We start from the raw sequence: 17,165 nt of genomic DNA, 5'->3' as shown, positions 1-17,165 counted from the left end.
GAGAAAAATAGATGAAAGTTAATAAATATGTGAATTTGATAGAGTTAAATGATTTATCGCTTTTGTTGTACCACCAAGTTACAAAACAGTATATTATTTTCGACACTCTCTCAAAGAAAGTATTTTACAAAGCAGTTGCTGAAAATTCTTTACCGACTCACTTAAAAAAAGAATTAATTCAGAAATACTTTATAGTTGCAGATGATTATGATGAAAAACTTCAATTATTAACTCCTGTAAGAAATATGTTTACTTATTCAACAGCTAACTTAGATATTATTGTGCATTTAAATTATGATTGTAATTTAAAATGTAGCTATTGCTACCAAAATGTGATAACAGAAAAAGTTGTCATGAACGATAAAACGGAGAAAGATGTTATAGAGTTCATTAGAAAAATAGTTCTTGATAAAAACCCAGAGTATATTTATTTGAATTTTATCGGCGGAGAACCGACATTGCATACCGATAAAATGATTAGAATAATGCAAGCCTGTAATAAAATAAATAATTCATTTTATTTTAGTGTAGTGTCTAATGGAACCTTTGGGAACATGAAAAAAATCGAGGAATTATTACACTTAGGATTGAATGATTATTTTATTACTCTTGATGGCGCCCGAAAAGACCATGATAAATATAGAGTTTATGAAAGTGGAAAAGGTTCATTTTCAACTATCATTAGAAATTTAAAAAGAATTCAAGAAAAATTTCCAGAAATTAACATTAAATTAAATTCGAATTTGAATGATGACAATAAAGACCATGTGACAGAACTATTAGATGTTTTAGAAGAGAAAGAAATAAAATATCCATTGCTTTTTAGTAAAGTTATAAGTACAGCAAATGGGAAATTTGATAAAACGATTGAAGATAATGACTCTTTTTGGTATCAAGCTCATAAACAAGCCATCCACAGAGGTTATGATTTCAAACCTTATGGTCGAGAAATAAATTTAGCTTGTATGATGAAACAGACGAATTGTTATATTATAGGTGCTGATGGTTTTCTCTTTTCTTGTATAGAAGCTGTGGGCATGAATGAATTTAGACAAGCTCACGTTAATGATTACAGTTCTGCAATGTTTGAGATTATTCGTTCCCAAGCTCAGAACATAAAATATGCTTATGATACTTGTGATAGCTGCGAGTTTCTCCCAAATTGTGATGGAGGCTGCTACTATAAAAGAAGTCATGACGACTTTGTCTGTCCAAAAAGTAGCTTTGAAAATGATAGTTTAATGATAATAAAAGAAATTTTTGAGGTGAAATCATGAAAGAAGTTATAAAAGTTACTCATCTCTCAAAATCATTTGAAGATAATACGATTATAAAAAACATCTCTTTTTCTGTCAATGAAGGAGAAGTTTTTATTATCTTAGGAAAAAATGGCGCAGGAAAAACGACATTGATTAAGATGTTGCTTCGCATTCTTGTTCAAGATTCTGGAGAGATTGACTACTATGGGAAATCTATTGACACTTACGGTCAAAAACTCTATGAAATGACATCGGCTGTCTTAGAAAATTCAGAAAATACTTATGGTTATCTAACAGCCCTTGAAAATATCGAATATTTTGCTGCACTTTACAAACGAAAAATCAAAAAACAGGAAATCTTACAACTTTTAGAACAATTTGATTTGGCGGATGCAGCTAATAAACGTGTTTTCAACTTTTCGAGAGGAATGAAACAAAAACTTTCTATTATTTGTGGTTTACTTAATGACGCAAAAATTTTGTTTTTAGATGAGCCGACTTTGGGATTAGATTTTAAAGCCAATCGTGATTTACTGGACATGGTCAAGAAAATGTCAAAAGAACATAACAAAACAATTATCCTAACTACACATCAAACCGATGTCATCAAAGTCCTTGCTGATAGAGTTCTGTTATTAAACAAAGGAGAAGTATCATTTTTAGGAGAATATGAATCTTTTATTCAAGAAAATTCTCTTGCTTATTATCTTATTAGAACAAATACTGACAGCTATCAGCTTACAGACGAAAAGTTGGCAGAAGAAAAATTAAAAAATTTGATAGAGCAAGGCGAAAAAATCCTTTCTTATGAAAAACATGACCGATCAATTGAAGAAATTTTAATTGATTATTACAAAGGAGAACGGAATGTTTAAAGCTGAATTTAAAAGAGAACTAAGAGAAAATTTGGCCTTTTATCCAGATTTCATCTCAAGTTTAGTGATGATGGTTATTCTTTTATCTGTATTTATGATTCTAGGACAGCATTTTACAAGTTCAAGCTATATTGGTTATGCTTTTTGGTTTTTGCTCAGCGGTGTTTTGACTGTTGCTTCAGAATCAATTTCTTATGAAAAACAAGTGGGAACTTTTGAACAATTGATTCTAAAACCAATCCGATTGATTCATATCTTGTTGATTAAATCAATTGTTTGGGGAATTCTTAATTTTATTAGAATAATGATTGCAACGGTTATTGTCTGTTTTTTCTATCAGATTCATATAAAGTTGAGCTGGGTTTCTTTAGCCGCTTTAGTCATCAATTTTTTTGCAATCGTTGGATTTTCCATGATATTCTCGGGACTGACCTTGAAGTTTACTAAAATCGCCTCTTTTGTCGGAATTATCCAGTACCTCTTACTATTTGCGTCAGGAACATTAATTTCTTTAGATAAGATGCCAATTATTTTGGTCATTTTGACGAAAATTTTACCGATTAATCTCGGACTGAAAGTGAGCCAAAATCCTTTTAATTTAACGACTTTTCTGCTTCTTATTCTACAAATGATTATTTACATGATTATTGGGACAGTTACTTTTACTTATGTTTATAGTCGGGCGAAAAAGAATGGAATCAATTCACGATATTGACAATGATAATAAAAAAGATTTGAGTGAGTCTCTATCGGTAAGAACAATAAAAAAATCTACTGACAAGTTATAAAAATTTCTGTCAGTAGATTTTTTTATTATTTAATTACTTCAAGTCCACCCATATAAGGACGAAGGATTTCAGGAACAGTGATTGAGCCATCTTCATTTTGATAATTTTCAAGAATAGCAGCCACAGTACGTCCAACAGCAAGTCCAGAACCATTCAAAGTGTGAAGGAGTTGAACTTTACCATCTTCGTCACGATAACGAATTTGGGCACGACGGGCTTGGAAATCTTCACAGTTTGAACATGAAGAAATTTCACGGTAAGTATTTTGTGCAGGAATCCAAACTTCTAAATCATAAGTTTTAGCAGCAGAGAATCCCATGTCACCAGTTGATAAAGCTACAACACGGTAAGCAAGACCCAATTTTTGCAGAATATTTTCAGCATTTGCTGTCATTTTTTCAAGTTCGTCATAAGATTGGTCAGGCTTTGCAAATTTAACCATTTCAACCTTGTGGAATTGGTGCAAACGAATCAAACCACGAGTATCGCGACCAGCAGAACCAGCTTCAGAACGGAAAGAAGGGCTCATCGCTGTAAATTTGATTGGTAATTCGCTACCGTCCAAAATTTCACCACGGTAGTAGTTAGTCAAAGGAACTTCAGCAGTTGGAATTAAGACAAAACCACGATCATCTTTCAATTCAAAAGTGTCTTCTTTAAATTTAGGATATTGACCAGTTCCAAACATTGACTCTTGATTAACCATATAAGGGGTAATCATTTCTGTATAGCCTTCTTTACCATGCTCATCAAGCATGAAGTTATAAAGGGCACGTTCAAGTCTTGCGCCAGCACCTTTGTAGAAAAGGAAACGTGAACCAGTGACTTTACCACCACGTTCCCAGTCCAAAATTCCTAAATCTTCACCCAAATCCCAATGAGCTTTAGGTTCAAAATTGAAAGTTGGAGTTTGACCAACACGACGAACCTCAACATTATCATCTTCATCAGCACCAATTGGCGTACTTTCATGAGGAAGGTTTGGCAACATGATGATGATTTCATTCAAGTTTTCTTCGATTTCAGCAAGTTCAGCGTCAATGGCTTTGATTTCAGCAGAAACTTTTTGCATCGCTGCAATTTGTGCGCTAGCATCACCCTTAGCACGTTTTACTTGAGAAATTTCATCAGAAACACTATTGCGTTCAGCTTTCAAAGCCTCAGATTTTACAATAAGTTCACGACGTTTAATGTCTAAGTCATGAAGTTTTTCAAGTTTTTCTTTTTCAACACCACGAGTAGCTAATTTTGCAGCAACGCCATCAAAATCAGCACGAATTTTTTTAATATCAAGCATAAGCTCTCCTTTATTTTTTGTTAATTTTATAATCAATCTACTGACGAAAATTTAAACGCTACAAGTAAGCAAAAAATCTTTTGTCAGTAGAAAAAAAGCGCCCAAATTCGAAATGAATTAGGGCGCGATAATCGCACGGTTCCACCTAAATTATCTATTGATTTACTGAAAAATCTGTCAGTAAAAATAGAACTCTCATGTTTGTAACGTAAACAGAACGTTCTCATTTTCATGAGAAATTTAAAAGAAGTAGAAAGTCGTTGCTTAATTTTACTTGCTTTCACCAAACGCAAGCTCTCTAAAAAAGTTCACAAGACCCTTTTCTAAAATTATTTTACCATTTTGTGAATTACTTTGTCAAAAATTTTAAAAGTGATTGCTGCTGGATTAAACATTTTCTATCTTTTGAAAGCTCGACGGAAAGGATCAAGTAAACTTGGGGCTCTGACAATGTTTTCCTTGCCCACATATTCAGCCACTCTCTTTAAAATGGGACCAGAATCTTTAGAAGAAAAGCGAACTTTTGCCTGAGTGTCCAAAATTAGAGAAAATTGCTGACCAAGTTTTCCGCTGATTGAAACATCGACTTCGGCACTTTTTATACTTTTCCAAGAAAAGAAAATATTTTTCCCACGGTGAGGATTTTTATATTGAAATTCAATTCCAGCATTTCCTAAAATAATTTTTCCATTTTCAACGACACCTAAATAAGCCGTTCCCTTTGTCTCCAAAAAAATTTCTGAATTATTAGCTTCCAAAATCGCCCTCATTTCCATTGATACTTGTATTATAACATATCTACAAAGGAGTAGATAATAAATTTTGATTCCAAAGAGGGATATGGTTTATAGATTAATTATAAAAATGTTATCATTAGATTATAAGAAAAAACTAATAAAGGAGGTAAGATGACTTTAATCGGAGTAAAAATTGATCGACTATTTCTCAGAGACTTATTCATACTACTCATTGGTGTAGGACTTTATATTTTATCCATTCAACTATTTGTTGTTCCTAATGCTATGGCAAGCAATGGAATTGCAGGATTTTCAGTCTTTATTCATTTTGTTTTTGGTCTCAATCCAGCCTTGACCTTTTTTGCGGTCAATATTCCATTGTTTCTTGTCAGTTGGAAATTACTTGAACAAAGAGAATTATTACTGACCATCCCAGGAGCATTAGCTATGAGCGGTTGGATGATGATATATGAGGCTATTGGAATTACAGGCTTTCAAATGGACTCATTAATTGCTGTAGGGGTGATTGATGGAATTCTTTCAGGGATTGGAGCAGGCTTAGTTGTCTTATCACAGGGGACATTTGGTGGCTCTATTCTCTTAGCTCGACTTTTTGAAAACAAATGGAAAATATCTATTGATAAGACATTATTTGGGATTGATATTGTTGTGATGTTATTAGCACTTGTAACTTATCTGGCCCTTCCAAACTTTTTTGTGACACTCCTATCTTGTTTTATTTTTAGTAAAGTGACACGATTCATTGGACGTCCTTCTTATCGTCAGCAAGTTCTTGAAAGATTTGGACTAAGAAAAAGAGAAAGAAGTTGCACTTGCGCGACAAGTGACTGCTCATGTCCCAACTAATAAAAAAATCCCCAAACAGGGATTTTATTTTTTTTCTTTCTTTTAAAAGCATTTTTAAAAGTTCCAAGGAAACTTGGCGATTTAACCACTTTTTCGTTTCCTAGATAATGACGAATCCATTTTAAAACTGTTCCTGAGTTTTTCGAAGAAAAACGAACTTTAGAACCGTTTTGTAGAACGATTGAAAACTGACGACCGACTTTAACTTCACCCTTGAGTGTTTTAGAGACGTCACCCTCGACACGAGCAACTGAAGTCCAAGGAAAAGTCATATTTTTTTCAACATTGCGATCATTATAAAATTCAAAAGCAACATCGCCAATTAGAATTTTACCATATTCAGCAAAACCCAAATAAACAATTCCTTCTGTTGAATAATCAGCTTTAGTATTTAGTGATTGAGCCACAGATTCTCTCCATTTCATAGATTAATAATCTAAAAACCATTATACCATAAAAACGCTTTACTTGCTCTAAATATTCTAAAGTTCAAGTGATAAATTATAATAAAAAAACCAATCCGAAGATTGGTTTTTGTTAATCCATTGATTACATGATTTGAGCCCAACGACCGAGGATACCCACGATGAAGAGGCCAAAGATAATAACGATTGGAGAAACTTTTTTCTTAAGCAACCACATACAAAGGAATGTGATAAGCAAACCAGCAAGACCAGGAATCAATTGATTCAAGTTATCTTGAAGATAAGTTACTTTTGTAGGATCAAGAGAAAGTTTGTTACCTACTTGACCAAGAATCTCATGAAGTTGTGTACCAGATACAGAACCTTTAGGGAATTCTACGTAAGCACCTTTTTGTAAAGGAATTTTTGAAACAACAGCGTTAGCACCGTTGAAGTTGATTGTTACCCAACGTTGAATCAATACACCAAGGACGAACATACCAAGGATAGATGCACCTTTAGTAACAGTTTGGAGAAGTCCTCCACCAAGGTCTTTAGTGATTGCAGAACCTGATTTATAACCAAATTCTTGAGTGTACCACAAGAAAGCGATACGGATTGCATTCCACACGATGAAGAAGAAGAGTGGAGCGATGATTGAACCACCAACAGCCAATGAAGCTGCGATAGCACCAACGATAGGGCGAACTGTAAACCAGAAGACTGGGTCACCGATACCGGCAAGAGGACCCATCATACCAACTTTTACCCCTTGAATAGCGGCATCATCGATATCAGCACCGTTAGCACGTTCTTCTTCAAGGGCAAGAGTTACACCGATGATAGGAGCGGCAACGTATGGGTGAGTATTAAAGAATTCCAAGTGACGTTTCAAAGCTTCTTTAGCTTCTTCGCCAGAAGGGTAGAGTTTTTTCAATGCTGGAATGAGCGAGTAAGCCCAACCACCATTTTGCATACGTTCGTAGTTCCAAGAACCTTGGAGGAACATTGAACGCCACATAACGCTACGACGGATTTTCTTATCAAGAGTTACTTTTTTATCAGACATTTTTTAGATCCTCCTTTCTTAGTAGTCGTTCAAGATGTCGCCAATTGGGTCACCTGATGATGATGCAGTACCATTTCCAGAACCACCAGAAGATTGAAGGTTAAGGTAAACGATAGCGATAACAACACCGAGGACACCAGTTGCAATCAATGTTAATTCAGAGATTGGTGCGAGAGCGAAACCAAGGAAGAAGAAAGGCCATACTTCACGAGTAGCCATAAGGTTGATAACCATTGCATAACCAACGGCAACAACCATCCCACCACCGACAGCAAGACCACCAGAGATAACTGGAGGAATAGCAGCAAGTGCGTTTTGGATAGCTTCAGGTGAGATAACCAAAAGAAGTCCAGCAGGGATAGCGATACGCAAACCTTGACAGATAAGCGCGATGAAGTGCCACATTTCAACACCTGAGTAAGAACCATTTTCCGCAGCACGGTCAGCTTGGTGAACGAGCACAACTGAAAGCATACGTACAAGAGTAGTCAATACAAGACCAGCAGTTGCAAGCAAGATAGCAGCAGGAACGATAGTACCCATGATGTGAGTCAAATCAAAGTTGTTTGATTGAACCATCAAAATAGATGAGGCGATTGAGGCAAGGGCAGCATCGGGCGCGACAGCGGCACCAACGTTAGCCCAACCAAGAGCGATCAATTGAAGCGAACCACCGAGGATAATCCCTGCAGATGCGTGACCAGTAACAATACCGATGAGCGAGCAGGCGATAATTGGTTGGTGGAATTGCCATTGGTCAAGGATACCTTCAAGACCAGCAAGGAAGGCAACGAGAATGACCAAGATTACAGATAAAACACCGTATTCCATGTTTTTTATATCTCCTTAATTAATTAGCTGCCTAATATTCAATTTTATTAATCAGAATATCAGACGAGCATATTCTGATTATTGTACGTTAGCTTTTTTAATCAAACCAAAGAGGTCTGATTTAGAATCAGCCGGAACTTTACGTACGTCGAATTTAACTCCGAGGTCACGCAATTTTTCAAAAGTAGCAACGTCATCTTTGTCCATAGAAAGAACTTTGTTGAGCATTGTTTTACCAGTTGAGTGAGCCATAGAACCAACGTTCAATGTATCAATTGGTACACCACCTTCGATTGTTGCAAGAGCATCTTGTGGAGTTTCGAAAAGAAGAAGTGCTTTAGTGTCACCAAAGCGGGGGTCTTTAGCAACTTCGATCATTTTCTTGATTGGTATAACGTTAGCTTTTACACCAGTTGGGGCCGCTTGTTCGATGAGTTTCTTACGAAGTTCATCTTTAGAAACGGTGTCAGAAACAACGATGATGCGGTTTGCTCTTGAGTCTGGAGTCCAAGCAGTTGCAACTTGTCCGTGAAGCAAACGTGAGTCAATACGAGCGAGGTTAATTTTAATTTTACCATCACCGATGACTGTTCCTTCTGGGATTGCACCTTGAACAGCAGCCGGAGCAGCTGCAACAGCAGTTTCTTCAGCAGGTTGAAGTTCTTCAGGAAGTACTTTAATACCGCCTTTGGCTTCTTTCATAATATTTGCTACGACTTTATCCACTCCAGCAGACGCGTCCATCATGCGTTCTGTGTAGGCTTGGATAAGCATAGGCAGGTTGAGGCCTGTGATGATAGCGATCTTGCGCTCTGGATTTTCACCCATCACTGCACTTGCTTGGTTAAATGGAGAACCGCTCCATAAGTCAGCAAGGACAAGTACTTCATCTTCAGCATCAAATGTTGCGATGGCAGCTTCAATTTTAGCATGCAAATCAGTTGGTCCTTCGCTAGGCATAAAAGTAACAACTTGTACTTTTTCTTGCTCTCCGAAAATCATAGAACCAGATTGTTTGATGCCTGCAGCGAATTCACCATGGCTCGCAATAACAATTCCGATACTCAATGTGAGTAACCTCCTATATAAGATTATAATAAAAATTATTACTTAGTTATTATACTACTTCAAATCGATATTTGCAAATGTTTTCATAAAAATATTACAGTTGTTCTTTAAGGAATGGAAACCCTTTATAATTAATTTGTATAGATAGCTTTAAACCGCGTTTTTTTATGTCCAAAATAAAAAAAGATTATCAAAGTAAGATAAATCTTTTTGAAAAATGACAGGAATCGAAAAACTTATGGTAGAATAGTAGTTGATAAAATAATACACTAATCCCTTGAAATTTTGAGGGCTCCGGTAGGACATGATTTGACAGCGAGAAGAAGTGAGGAAGTTTCTGAAAGTTCTTTTTGAACTTCATCCGTATCGTAAAATTTTACGATACCATTATCATAGTAGTCAAAAGTTTCTGGCGCATGGAGATTACATAAACCACATGCGATACATTTATCGGGAATTATTTTTATCTTCATATAAGAAATGATAATAAAAAAATAGTAAAATTGAAAGGAAAAGGTCGTGTCAACAAAAGAACCCTGGAATAATGAAATTTATCGTGCGATGAAAGAAGAATCGACTGAAATGAAAAGACATGATAGAGGAAAAGAAGAAAGCAAACGTCCTTTGACGACACGCTTTTTAACTTTTCTTGTTGTCCTCATGTTCATTCTTGTTGGATTTGCTATTGGTTTTATTTTATGGAATAATCAAGTAAGAAATACAGCTAGTATTGCTAAAAGCTTTCATCAATCATCAGCATCTAAGTCAGAACAAGCATCAAGTCAAGTCCCGGCCTCTTCATCAACAGAAGCTAGTACACCAGCTAGTAGTAGTACGGCTGCTTCATCATCAAGCAGTAGCTCAGAAGCTGCCGATACCTATACAATTGCAACAGGGGATTACCCAAGTACAATTGCGGCTAAGACAGGTATTCCTTGGGCGACAATTGCCAGCCTAAATGGAATTACTGCTGACGGATATAATGCTGATGGGTCAGCTATTCATGCTGGGCAAGTTTTAAAATTGAAATAAAATTTCACTGACAGAAAGTTAAATAAGCATATATTATAGAAGAAAATCTTTCTTTTAATTCTGTCAGTAAAATTTGGCCTAAAAGAGAAAATAAGAAATAAGGTAACGATAAAGGTTCTATGAAAAAGATTCAAATTGCGATTGACGGTCCTGCGTCAAGTGGAAAATCAACTGTTGCAAAAATAATTGCTCGAAATCTTGGACTCATTTATTTAGACACAGGAGCCATGTATCGAGTGGCTACTTTGGTTGCTTTGCAAGAAAAAACAGAAGATGCTTCAAAAATCATCCAATTTATTGAAAATCATCCAATTTCTTTTGTAAATGGGAAAAATGGTCAAGAAGTGCTGGTTGGTTTGGATAATGTGACTGAAGTTATTCGAACAAACGAAGTAACGAATGCTGTTTCTAAAATTTCAGCAATGATGGAAATTCGTGAGTTTATGGTTGCTGAACAACAACGAATTGCTCAAAAGGGTGGAATCATTATGGATGGTCGTGATATCGGAACCGTTGTTTTACCTCAGGCAAATTTGAAAATATTCCTAGTTGCTTCAGTTGATGAACGAGCTGAGCGACGTTATAAGGAAAATTTATCTAAAGGAATTCCGACAGATCTTGACCGATTAAAAGTTGAAATTGCTGAACGTGATCGTAAAGATAGTACACGAGCAGTTTCTCCATTAAAACAAGCAGAGGATGCAATTTTGCTTGATAGTACAGGAAAAACTATTAAAGAAATTGTTCAATTTATTGAAGAAAAAGCCAAAAAAACTCATGTAAAATGAGTTTTTTTATATTTTTCTGTATTATAAATCCTTTGCAAGTTTTTGCAGGAATTATCAAACTTTGATATAATAATATGACAATGAATGAAAAAAAGTATAAACGCTTAGAATATTTGAGACATAATATCGATTATCTCACAATTAGAGAGCGTCAAGAGTACTATGAGTTACTCAATGAACTGAAAAAAGAAGGAAATTATTCTGAATCTGAAGAATTTGAAGAATATACAGAACCAGAATATTCCGATTATGAATCAGAAAATTTTCAACAAAGAGATTTGGAATCACCCTCTAATAACTACAATACTAATAGAAGAAATACACGAGAAAGTAGCCCAAGCCCAGAAAAAAATAGAAATAAAATTTCTACAGGCAACAAAGGTTCCAAAAAGGCGAAATCTGGTAAGAAAAAGAAGCGACATTGGTTGAGAACAATATTTGGAATTATTATTTTGATTATTGTGCTTATGGTTGGTTTCTTTGTGTACGGCTATCAACGTGGAGTCAAGCATGAAGGAAGTCCTGCAAAACAAGAAAAATTTACAAGTTTGAAAAACTCAGATGGTTCAGTAAATATTTTGTTACTTGGGGCTGACCAAAGGCCCTGGCAATCTTCTGGTGTTGCTCATACGGATAGTATTATGGTTTTACATGTTAATGGTAAAGACCATAAGATACAAATTGTCAGCTTTATGCGTGACACCCTTGTCAATATTCCTGATGTAGGTTCAAGTGATAGTCCAGATTCAAAAATTAACTCTGCCTTCACAATTGGAGAACAATATAACAAACAAGGTGTAAACCTGATGAGCGAGACATTGAAGAAAAATTTTGGTATTAATTGCCAATATTACGCGGTAGTAGATTTCTCAAGCTTTGCGACAATTATTGATTCTTTATTCCCGACAGGCCTAAAAATTGATGCAAAATTCTCAACGGTAAATGGTGAAACGCTATCAGCTGTACCTGTACCCGATGACCTTGCTGCAACGGAAGGGAAAACTTCAAGTGATAAAGACTTGACTGCTGAAGAGGCTGCCGAATTGGGTTATCCTGATGGTGGTGGTACATTTATGATGATTAAACCGGGAACTCAAAAGATGGATGGTCGCATGTTGTTAAACTATGCTCGTTTCCGTCATGATGATGAGGGAGATTATGGGCGTGTTAAGCGTCAACAACAAGTTTTAGAAACAGTAATGTCTAAAATGAAAAATCCACTTGCTTTATTCACTGCATCAAGTGCTCTTGGAACGACAAGAGCCGTCACAATGACCAATATTCCTAATTCTTTCTTCTTAACAAAGGGAATTACAACCTTGTTTGATATGAAAAATGGAATTAACTCAACAACTATCCCGGCAGATAATGACTGGGAAAACGCTTATGACATGTATGGAGGTTTAGGACTTTCAATTGATATGACAAAATACAAAGCGAAAGCTCAAGAACTCCTTGGCCAATAATAAAAAGTTACTGACAGTTTCTTGTCAGTAACTTTTTTTATGACTAATCTAATAGATATGGAGTAAGTAAATATAGACAAATCCGGTAGTAAAAGAGGATTAAATTCTTGTGTTGTAACTAATTGGTTACAATGTATCTTAATTTAAAGATATGAATTCTTTTTAGTTTAAATTTAATTACAGGAGGGTTGCTTTAAAAGAAAAATAATGATATAGTTTAGGCATAAAGGAGGATTCACATGACAAGTTTAGAACCTAGAAACCCAGAAACAGATGAGTTACTTTCACCGGAGAACAGTATGTTTCTGTTGATTGATTACCAACCAACTCAGGTTAATTCTATTAATTCAATGAACAAACAAGACTTAATTAGAAATGTTACTAATTTAACAGAGCTGATGAAAACCTTTGATGTCCCAATCGTATTGTCTACAGTTAATGTAGCAACTGGTCGCAATAAAGAAACAATCCCCCAACTTAAAGAATTATTAAGTGATGTAGTAAGTTATGATCGAACTTCAATTAATTCTTGGGAAGATAAGGAAGTTAACGAAGCAGTTAAGAAAATTGGCCGAAAAAACATTATTATATGTGGGCTTTGGACAGAGGCCTGTCTAACTTTTCCTACCTTAGATGCTTTGAAAGAAGGCTTTGAAGTCTTTGTTCCTGTAGATGCTGTTGGTGGAACAAGCAAAACAGCGCATGAAATGGCCCTGCGACGTGTAGAACAAGCAGGAGCAAAAATGACAAGTTTGGCTCAGATTGCTTGTGAGTTTCAACGTGATTGGAATCGAACAGACAGCGTCCCTGATTTCATCAAAATAATGCAAAAAAGCGGATTCTTCTTAAAACTCGAATAATTTAAATAATATAGATATACTATACAAATATAAATGTGCAGAAATAATTTCTGTACATTTTTTAGTCCAGAATCATTAGATTATGAAAAATAATGATTATTTTGCCTCTTTAATTGTCAGTTAATAGTTTATAAAAAATATTCTAAATTTGTATTTTTATGATATGATATGAGTATGATAATATGATAAGTAGGTCTAATCCGATGATGTTAAATTATATTTATACTACTTTTTTAACAATTTTATACACACTTGTGATGTCACTTTCGCTCAGTTTATATCTTAAAGAACGCAAAAGGAATTATTTACTGATAAGTCTTTATTTTTTATTACTTATTTTAAATGGTTTAATTGTGACCATGTCCGAAACTTTTCAAATATTTGCAAATGACTATAATCGACAATTTATGGTCAATCCAATTATTGAAACGATTTACTATCTGGCAACTTTTGGTATCGCCTTAAAATTAGTGACTGATTTATTTGAAGAAAAAGTTAAAGCTTACCAATACGGACTTTATATCGGTTTTGCCCTATGGTTAATAGCCGTTCCATTCATGAGCAACTCGGCTTTAAAAGTTTGGTTGTATTATTTACCAAGTCAGCTCTTGACAGTTTATCTAGGCATTTATTTATTAAGTCACTATCGACAGGTTAAGCAAAGCAGTTTTTTAGGGAAATACACGAGGCTGATTGGCATAATGGCCATCATCTTTGGACTATCCATAGTGGTGGAAGATACATTTATTATTTATTTTAGAGATATTTATCATACCAACATGCTTAAAATTCATAACCGAAATGTATCAGAAGATCTTTTCCATATCTCTTTGTGTATTATAGCTATCAAATATTTTTTATCTAATTATCAAACTGAAAATGAAGAAGTTCCACTTGCAGATAAGGCAAACCTAATAAGTGCTGTTCATGATTCGACAGACGTTTATGAGGAAGAACAATATTATTTCGATAGATTTATGGATAAATATGGAATTACCCAAAGAGAAGGAGAAATTCTTCAACTTCTCCTACAACGTAAACACAATCAAGAAATAGCCAATCAGTTATATCTTTCATTAGGAACAGTCAAAACTCATACTCATAATATTTTTATAAAGCTTCAAGTCGAACGACGTTCGGAAGTTTGCGAAGTCTGGGAAGCATATGAAAAATCAGAACTTAGTCAATAATTAAAAAACTCCATTTTTTGAATGGAGTTTTATTTATAAAAAGAAAGCGTTTAAAAAAGCACTAAACCCTCCTAAACCTTTTAACTCAACCCCTTGGTAGCAAAGGTTTTTTTGCTTTTTGAAAAGATTAAATCCTAGAGTTGATTGTTTTAAGAAATCAACCTTGCTATACTGAAATCGTTCCCAAGTGGGAAGTCAAATAACTATTTTATTCAGGAGGAATAAACAAAATGGTAACAACTAACAAACGTGATTTCATCACAACAGAAGACTACACTAAAGAAGAAATTCTTGATATTGTGACACTCGGTCTAAAAATTAAAGCAGCAATTAAAAATGGCTACTATCCACCACTTTTGAAAAACAAATCATTGGGAATGATTTTCCAACAAACCTCAACTCGTACTCGTGTTTCATTTGAAACAGCGATGACTCAATTAGGAGGACATGCAGAATATCTCGCTCCTGGTCAAATTCAACTTGGTGGACATGAAACAATAGAAGATACGAGTACAGTTCTCTCTCGTCTACTCGATATCATAATGGCACGTGTTGACCGTCATGAATCTGTGAATAACCTAGCAAAACACACAACAATTCCAGTTCTTAACGGGATGTCTGACTATAATCACCCAACACAAGAAATTGGTGACTTGACAACAATGATTGAACATTTACCAGCAGGTAAAAAATTGGAAGATTGTAAAGTTGTTTTTGTTGGAGATGCGACTCAAGTCTGCTTCTCGTTAGGACTAATCGCTACTAAAATGGGAATGCATTTTGTACATTTTGGACCAAAGGGTTACCAACTAAATGAAGGACATCAAGCAAAACTAGCTGCAAACTGTGAAGTTTCTGGAGGGACTTTTGAAGTCACAGATGACGAGGAATCAATTGTTGGGGCAGATTTCCTTTACACAGATGTTTGGTATGGTTTGTATGATGCAGAATTATCAGAAGAAGAACGTTTAGCTATTTTCTTTCCTAAATACCAAGTCACTCCAGAAATGATGGCGAAAGCAGGGGCTCATACAAAATTCATGCATTGCTTACCAGCATCCAGAGGTGAAGAAGTTGTTGATGCGGTTATCGATGGTTCAGATTCAATTTGTTTTGATGAAGCAGAAAATCGTTTGACCTCTATCCGTGCTCTTCTTGTTTGGTTGATGTCTGACTATGCTGAAAAAAATCCTTATGATTTGAAAGCACAAGCCAAAGCTAAGTCCGATTTAGAAGCCTACTTAGAAAAATAGGAAAGTGTATCATTTATGGAAAATGGAAAGAAAAAATTTAGTCTATTTAGTGCTATTCTTTCTGTCATTTGTGTTGTTTTTGTTGCCGAGGCAGCAGCACCCGTTGCTGCCATTGGTAACTCACAGTTCTTTTGGTGGATTATTCTCATCGTTGCCTTTCTCTTACCTTATGGTTTAATTACATCTGAACTTGGGACAACATATACTGGGGAAGGTGGTCTTTATGATTGGATTACAAAAGCATTTGGACATCGCTGGGGTTCACGGGCCTCTTGGTTTTATTGGGTAAATTTTCCCTTATGGATGGCATCACTCGCGGTACTTTGTCCCGATTTGTTGCACACAATGTTTGGTTTTCAGTTAAATACTGGTATCTCGCTGTTAATTGAATTAATTTTCATCTGGGTTATTGTTTTGATTAGTCTATACCCAGTAAGTGATAGTGTCTGGATTCTTAATGGTGGTGCGGTAATAAAGGTTTTCTTAGCATTAGCACTGGGAGGTTTGGGAGTTTATTCAGCCCTAACCAAAGGAGTAGCCAATCATTATACTTTGGCATCATTACTCCCAAGTTTTGATTTGCATAGTTTATCATTTATCTCAGTTATCATCTTTAATTTACTAGGTTTTGAGGTCATTTGTACATTTGCAGACAGCATGGAAAATCCCAAAAAACAAATTCCTCAATCAATCATTATTGGTGGAATTGTCATTGCAGCAATATACATGTTTTCTGCTTTTGGGATTGGAGTTGCCATTCCAACGGATAAACTTTCAACAAGTTCCGGTTTAGTAGATAGTTTTCAAGTAATGTTAGGAACACCAACTGGTTGGTTTATTAGTTTGATAGCCTTTCTGTTCTTGTTAACTCTTGTTGGGAATATGGTTTCTTGGTCACAAGGGGTCAATAATATCGCTAGTTATGCTGCTGATAATGGGGATATGCCTAAATTCTTTTCAAAACGACGTGCTTCTAATGGGATTTCTTGGGGAGCAGCTTTGATGAACGGAATTGTAGCGACATTTATTGTTGTTATTGCACCTTTGCTACCAAATCAAGATTTATTCTGGTCTTTCTTCTCATTGAATCTAGTTCTATTTTTATTGAGCTATATTCCAGTCTTTCCAGCATTCTATAAGTTGCGCAAGATTGATCCTGATCAACCACGTCCGTTTAAAGTGAGTGGGAGTTCTAGTATGCTGAAAGTCTATATGGTTTTGCCAATGATTATCATTATTATTTCATTGATATTCACAGCAGTACCTTTGCAATATGATAAAGCTTCCTTGACAGAACAATTGCCAATTACAATTGGAGCGATTATCTTTATCATTATTGGAGAACTGATTATTAAAGTTAAAAAAATACAAAAATAGGAGA

General features: G+C 35.2%; 18 protein-coding genes. 11 read left to right on the top strand and 7 right to left on the bottom strand.

The features are described 5' to 3' along the window. Positions 1-11: 11 nt before the first annotated feature. From KW2_RS08405 to KW2_RS08395, 3 genes are read left to right on the top strand one after another with little or no spacing between them, the layout of a single operon-like run. On the top strand, positions 12-1,277 hold the full coding sequence (locus KW2_RS08405) for a radical SAM/SPASM domain-containing protein (RefSeq protein ID WP_021037649.1): 1,266 nt from the start codon (positions 12-14) through the stop codon (positions 1,275-1,277). After that, positions 1,274-2,134, top strand: a complete 861-nt coding sequence (locus tag KW2_RS08400) for an ABC transporter ATP-binding protein (RefSeq protein ID WP_021037648.1) — start codon at positions 1,274-1,276, stop codon at positions 2,132-2,134. The genes KW2_RS08405 and KW2_RS08400 overlap by 4 nt, the downstream gene beginning before the upstream one ends. After that, positions 2,127-2,849, top strand: coding sequence for an ABC transporter permease (locus KW2_RS08395; protein WP_021037647.1), 723 nt, complete (start codon positions 2,127-2,129; stop codon positions 2,847-2,849). The genes KW2_RS08400 and KW2_RS08395 overlap by 8 nt, the downstream gene beginning before the upstream one ends. 98 nt (positions 2,850-2,947) lie before the next feature. Here KW2_RS08395 and serS read toward each other — a convergent pair whose 3' ends face one another. Together serS and KW2_RS08385 are read right to left on the bottom strand one after the other, a co-directional pair. Beyond that, positions 2,948-4,219 (bottom strand): serine--tRNA ligase, encoded by a 1,272-nt coding sequence (serS, locus tag KW2_RS08390; RefSeq protein ID WP_021037646.1) that lies wholly within the window; start codon positions 4,217-4,219, stop codon positions 2,948-2,950. Positions 4,220-4,617: 398 nt separating this feature from the next. Next, positions 4,618-4,977, bottom strand: coding sequence for a DUF956 family protein (locus KW2_RS08385; protein ID WP_021037645.1), 360 nt, complete (start codon positions 4,975-4,977; stop codon positions 4,618-4,620). A 150-nt stretch (positions 4,978-5,127) separates the two neighbouring features. On the opposite strand from KW2_RS08385, the gene KW2_RS08380 reads away from it, so the two are divergent. Next, positions 5,128-5,823: a YitT family protein gene (locus KW2_RS08380; protein WP_014572250.1), complete on the top strand. Its 696-nt coding sequence runs from the start codon at positions 5,128-5,130 to the stop codon at positions 5,821-5,823. On the opposite strand, the gene KW2_RS08375 is transcribed toward KW2_RS08380, so the two are convergent. From KW2_RS08375 to KW2_RS08355, 5 genes are all read right to left on the bottom strand, one after another. Further along, positions 5,820-6,230, bottom strand: a complete 411-nt coding sequence (locus KW2_RS08375) for a DUF956 family protein (protein WP_021037644.1) — start codon at positions 6,228-6,230, stop codon at positions 5,820-5,822. The two genes, KW2_RS08380 and KW2_RS08375, sit on opposite strands and share 4 nt — an antisense overlap. 142 nt (positions 6,231-6,372) lie before the next feature. Further along, positions 6,373-7,296, bottom strand: coding sequence for a PTS system mannose/fructose/sorbose family transporter subunit IID (locus KW2_RS08370; RefSeq protein WP_021037643.1), 924 nt, complete (start codon positions 7,294-7,296; stop codon positions 6,373-6,375). Positions 7,297-7,314: 18 nt separating this feature from the next. After that, positions 7,315-8,127: a PTS mannose/fructose/sorbose transporter subunit IIC gene (locus tag KW2_RS08365; RefSeq protein WP_011834717.1), complete on the bottom strand. Its 813-nt coding sequence runs from the start codon at positions 8,125-8,127 to the stop codon at positions 7,315-7,317. Positions 8,128-8,205: 78 nt separating this feature from the next. Then, positions 8,206-9,195: a PTS sugar transporter subunit IIB gene (locus KW2_RS08360; RefSeq protein WP_011834718.1), complete on the bottom strand. Its 990-nt coding sequence runs from the start codon at positions 9,193-9,195 to the stop codon at positions 8,206-8,208. A gap of 269 nt (positions 9,196-9,464) precedes the next feature. Continuing rightward, positions 9,465-9,668: a ferredoxin gene (locus tag KW2_RS08355; RefSeq protein WP_011676698.1), complete on the bottom strand. Its 204-nt coding sequence runs from the start codon at positions 9,666-9,668 to the stop codon at positions 9,465-9,467. 46 nt (positions 9,669-9,714) lie between these two features. Here KW2_RS08355 and KW2_RS08350 point away from each other — a divergent pair, with 46 nt between their 5' ends. The 7 genes from KW2_RS08350 to KW2_RS08320 all read left to right on the top strand — a co-directional run bounded on the left by KW2_RS08350 (position 9,715) and on the right by KW2_RS08320 (position 17,161). Beyond that, on the top strand, positions 9,715-10,227 hold the full coding sequence (locus KW2_RS08350; protein ID WP_021037642.1) for an SAG1386/EF1546 family surface-associated protein: 513 nt from the start codon (positions 9,715-9,717) through the stop codon (positions 10,225-10,227). A 119-nt stretch (positions 10,228-10,346) separates the two neighbouring features. After that, entirely contained in the window at positions 10,347-11,015 is a 669-nt protein-coding gene (cmk, locus tag KW2_RS08345; RefSeq protein WP_021037641.1) for a (d)CMP kinase, read from the top strand. Between the two features lie 74 nt (positions 11,016-11,089). Further along, positions 11,090-12,481 carry an LCP family protein gene (locus tag KW2_RS08340; protein WP_021037640.1) on the top strand — a complete coding sequence of 464 codons (1,392 nt, stop codon included), beginning with the start codon at positions 11,090-11,092 and terminating at the stop codon, positions 12,479-12,481. 239 nt (positions 12,482-12,720) lie between these two features. Beyond that, positions 12,721-13,341: a hydrolase gene (locus KW2_RS08335; protein WP_011834722.1), complete on the top strand. Its 621-nt coding sequence runs from the start codon at positions 12,721-12,723 to the stop codon at positions 13,339-13,341. Positions 13,342-13,598: 257 nt separating this feature from the next. Then, positions 13,599-14,531: a response regulator transcription factor gene (locus tag KW2_RS08330; protein WP_231099375.1), complete on the top strand. Its 933-nt coding sequence runs from the start codon at positions 13,599-13,601 to the stop codon at positions 14,529-14,531. Between the two features lie 230 nt (positions 14,532-14,761). Further along, positions 14,762-15,784 (top strand): putrescine carbamoyltransferase, encoded by a 1,023-nt coding sequence (gene ptcA, locus KW2_RS08325; protein WP_021037638.1) that lies wholly within the window; start codon positions 14,762-14,764, stop codon positions 15,782-15,784. A gap of 15 nt (positions 15,785-15,799) precedes the next feature. Next, positions 15,800-17,161 (top strand): APC family permease, encoded by a 1,362-nt coding sequence (locus tag KW2_RS08320; protein ID WP_021037637.1) that lies wholly within the window; start codon positions 15,800-15,802, stop codon positions 17,159-17,161. The last annotated feature ends 4 nt before the right edge of the window (positions 17,162-17,165 follow it).

It is taken from the genome of Lactococcus cremoris subsp. cremoris KW2 (assembly GCF_000468955.1).
Lineage (GTDB): Bacteria > Bacillota > Bacilli > Lactobacillales > Streptococcaceae > Lactococcus > Lactococcus cremoris.
Note: the sequence above shows the minus strand (reverse complement) of the source record. Positions and strands in the feature narration are given on the sequence as shown.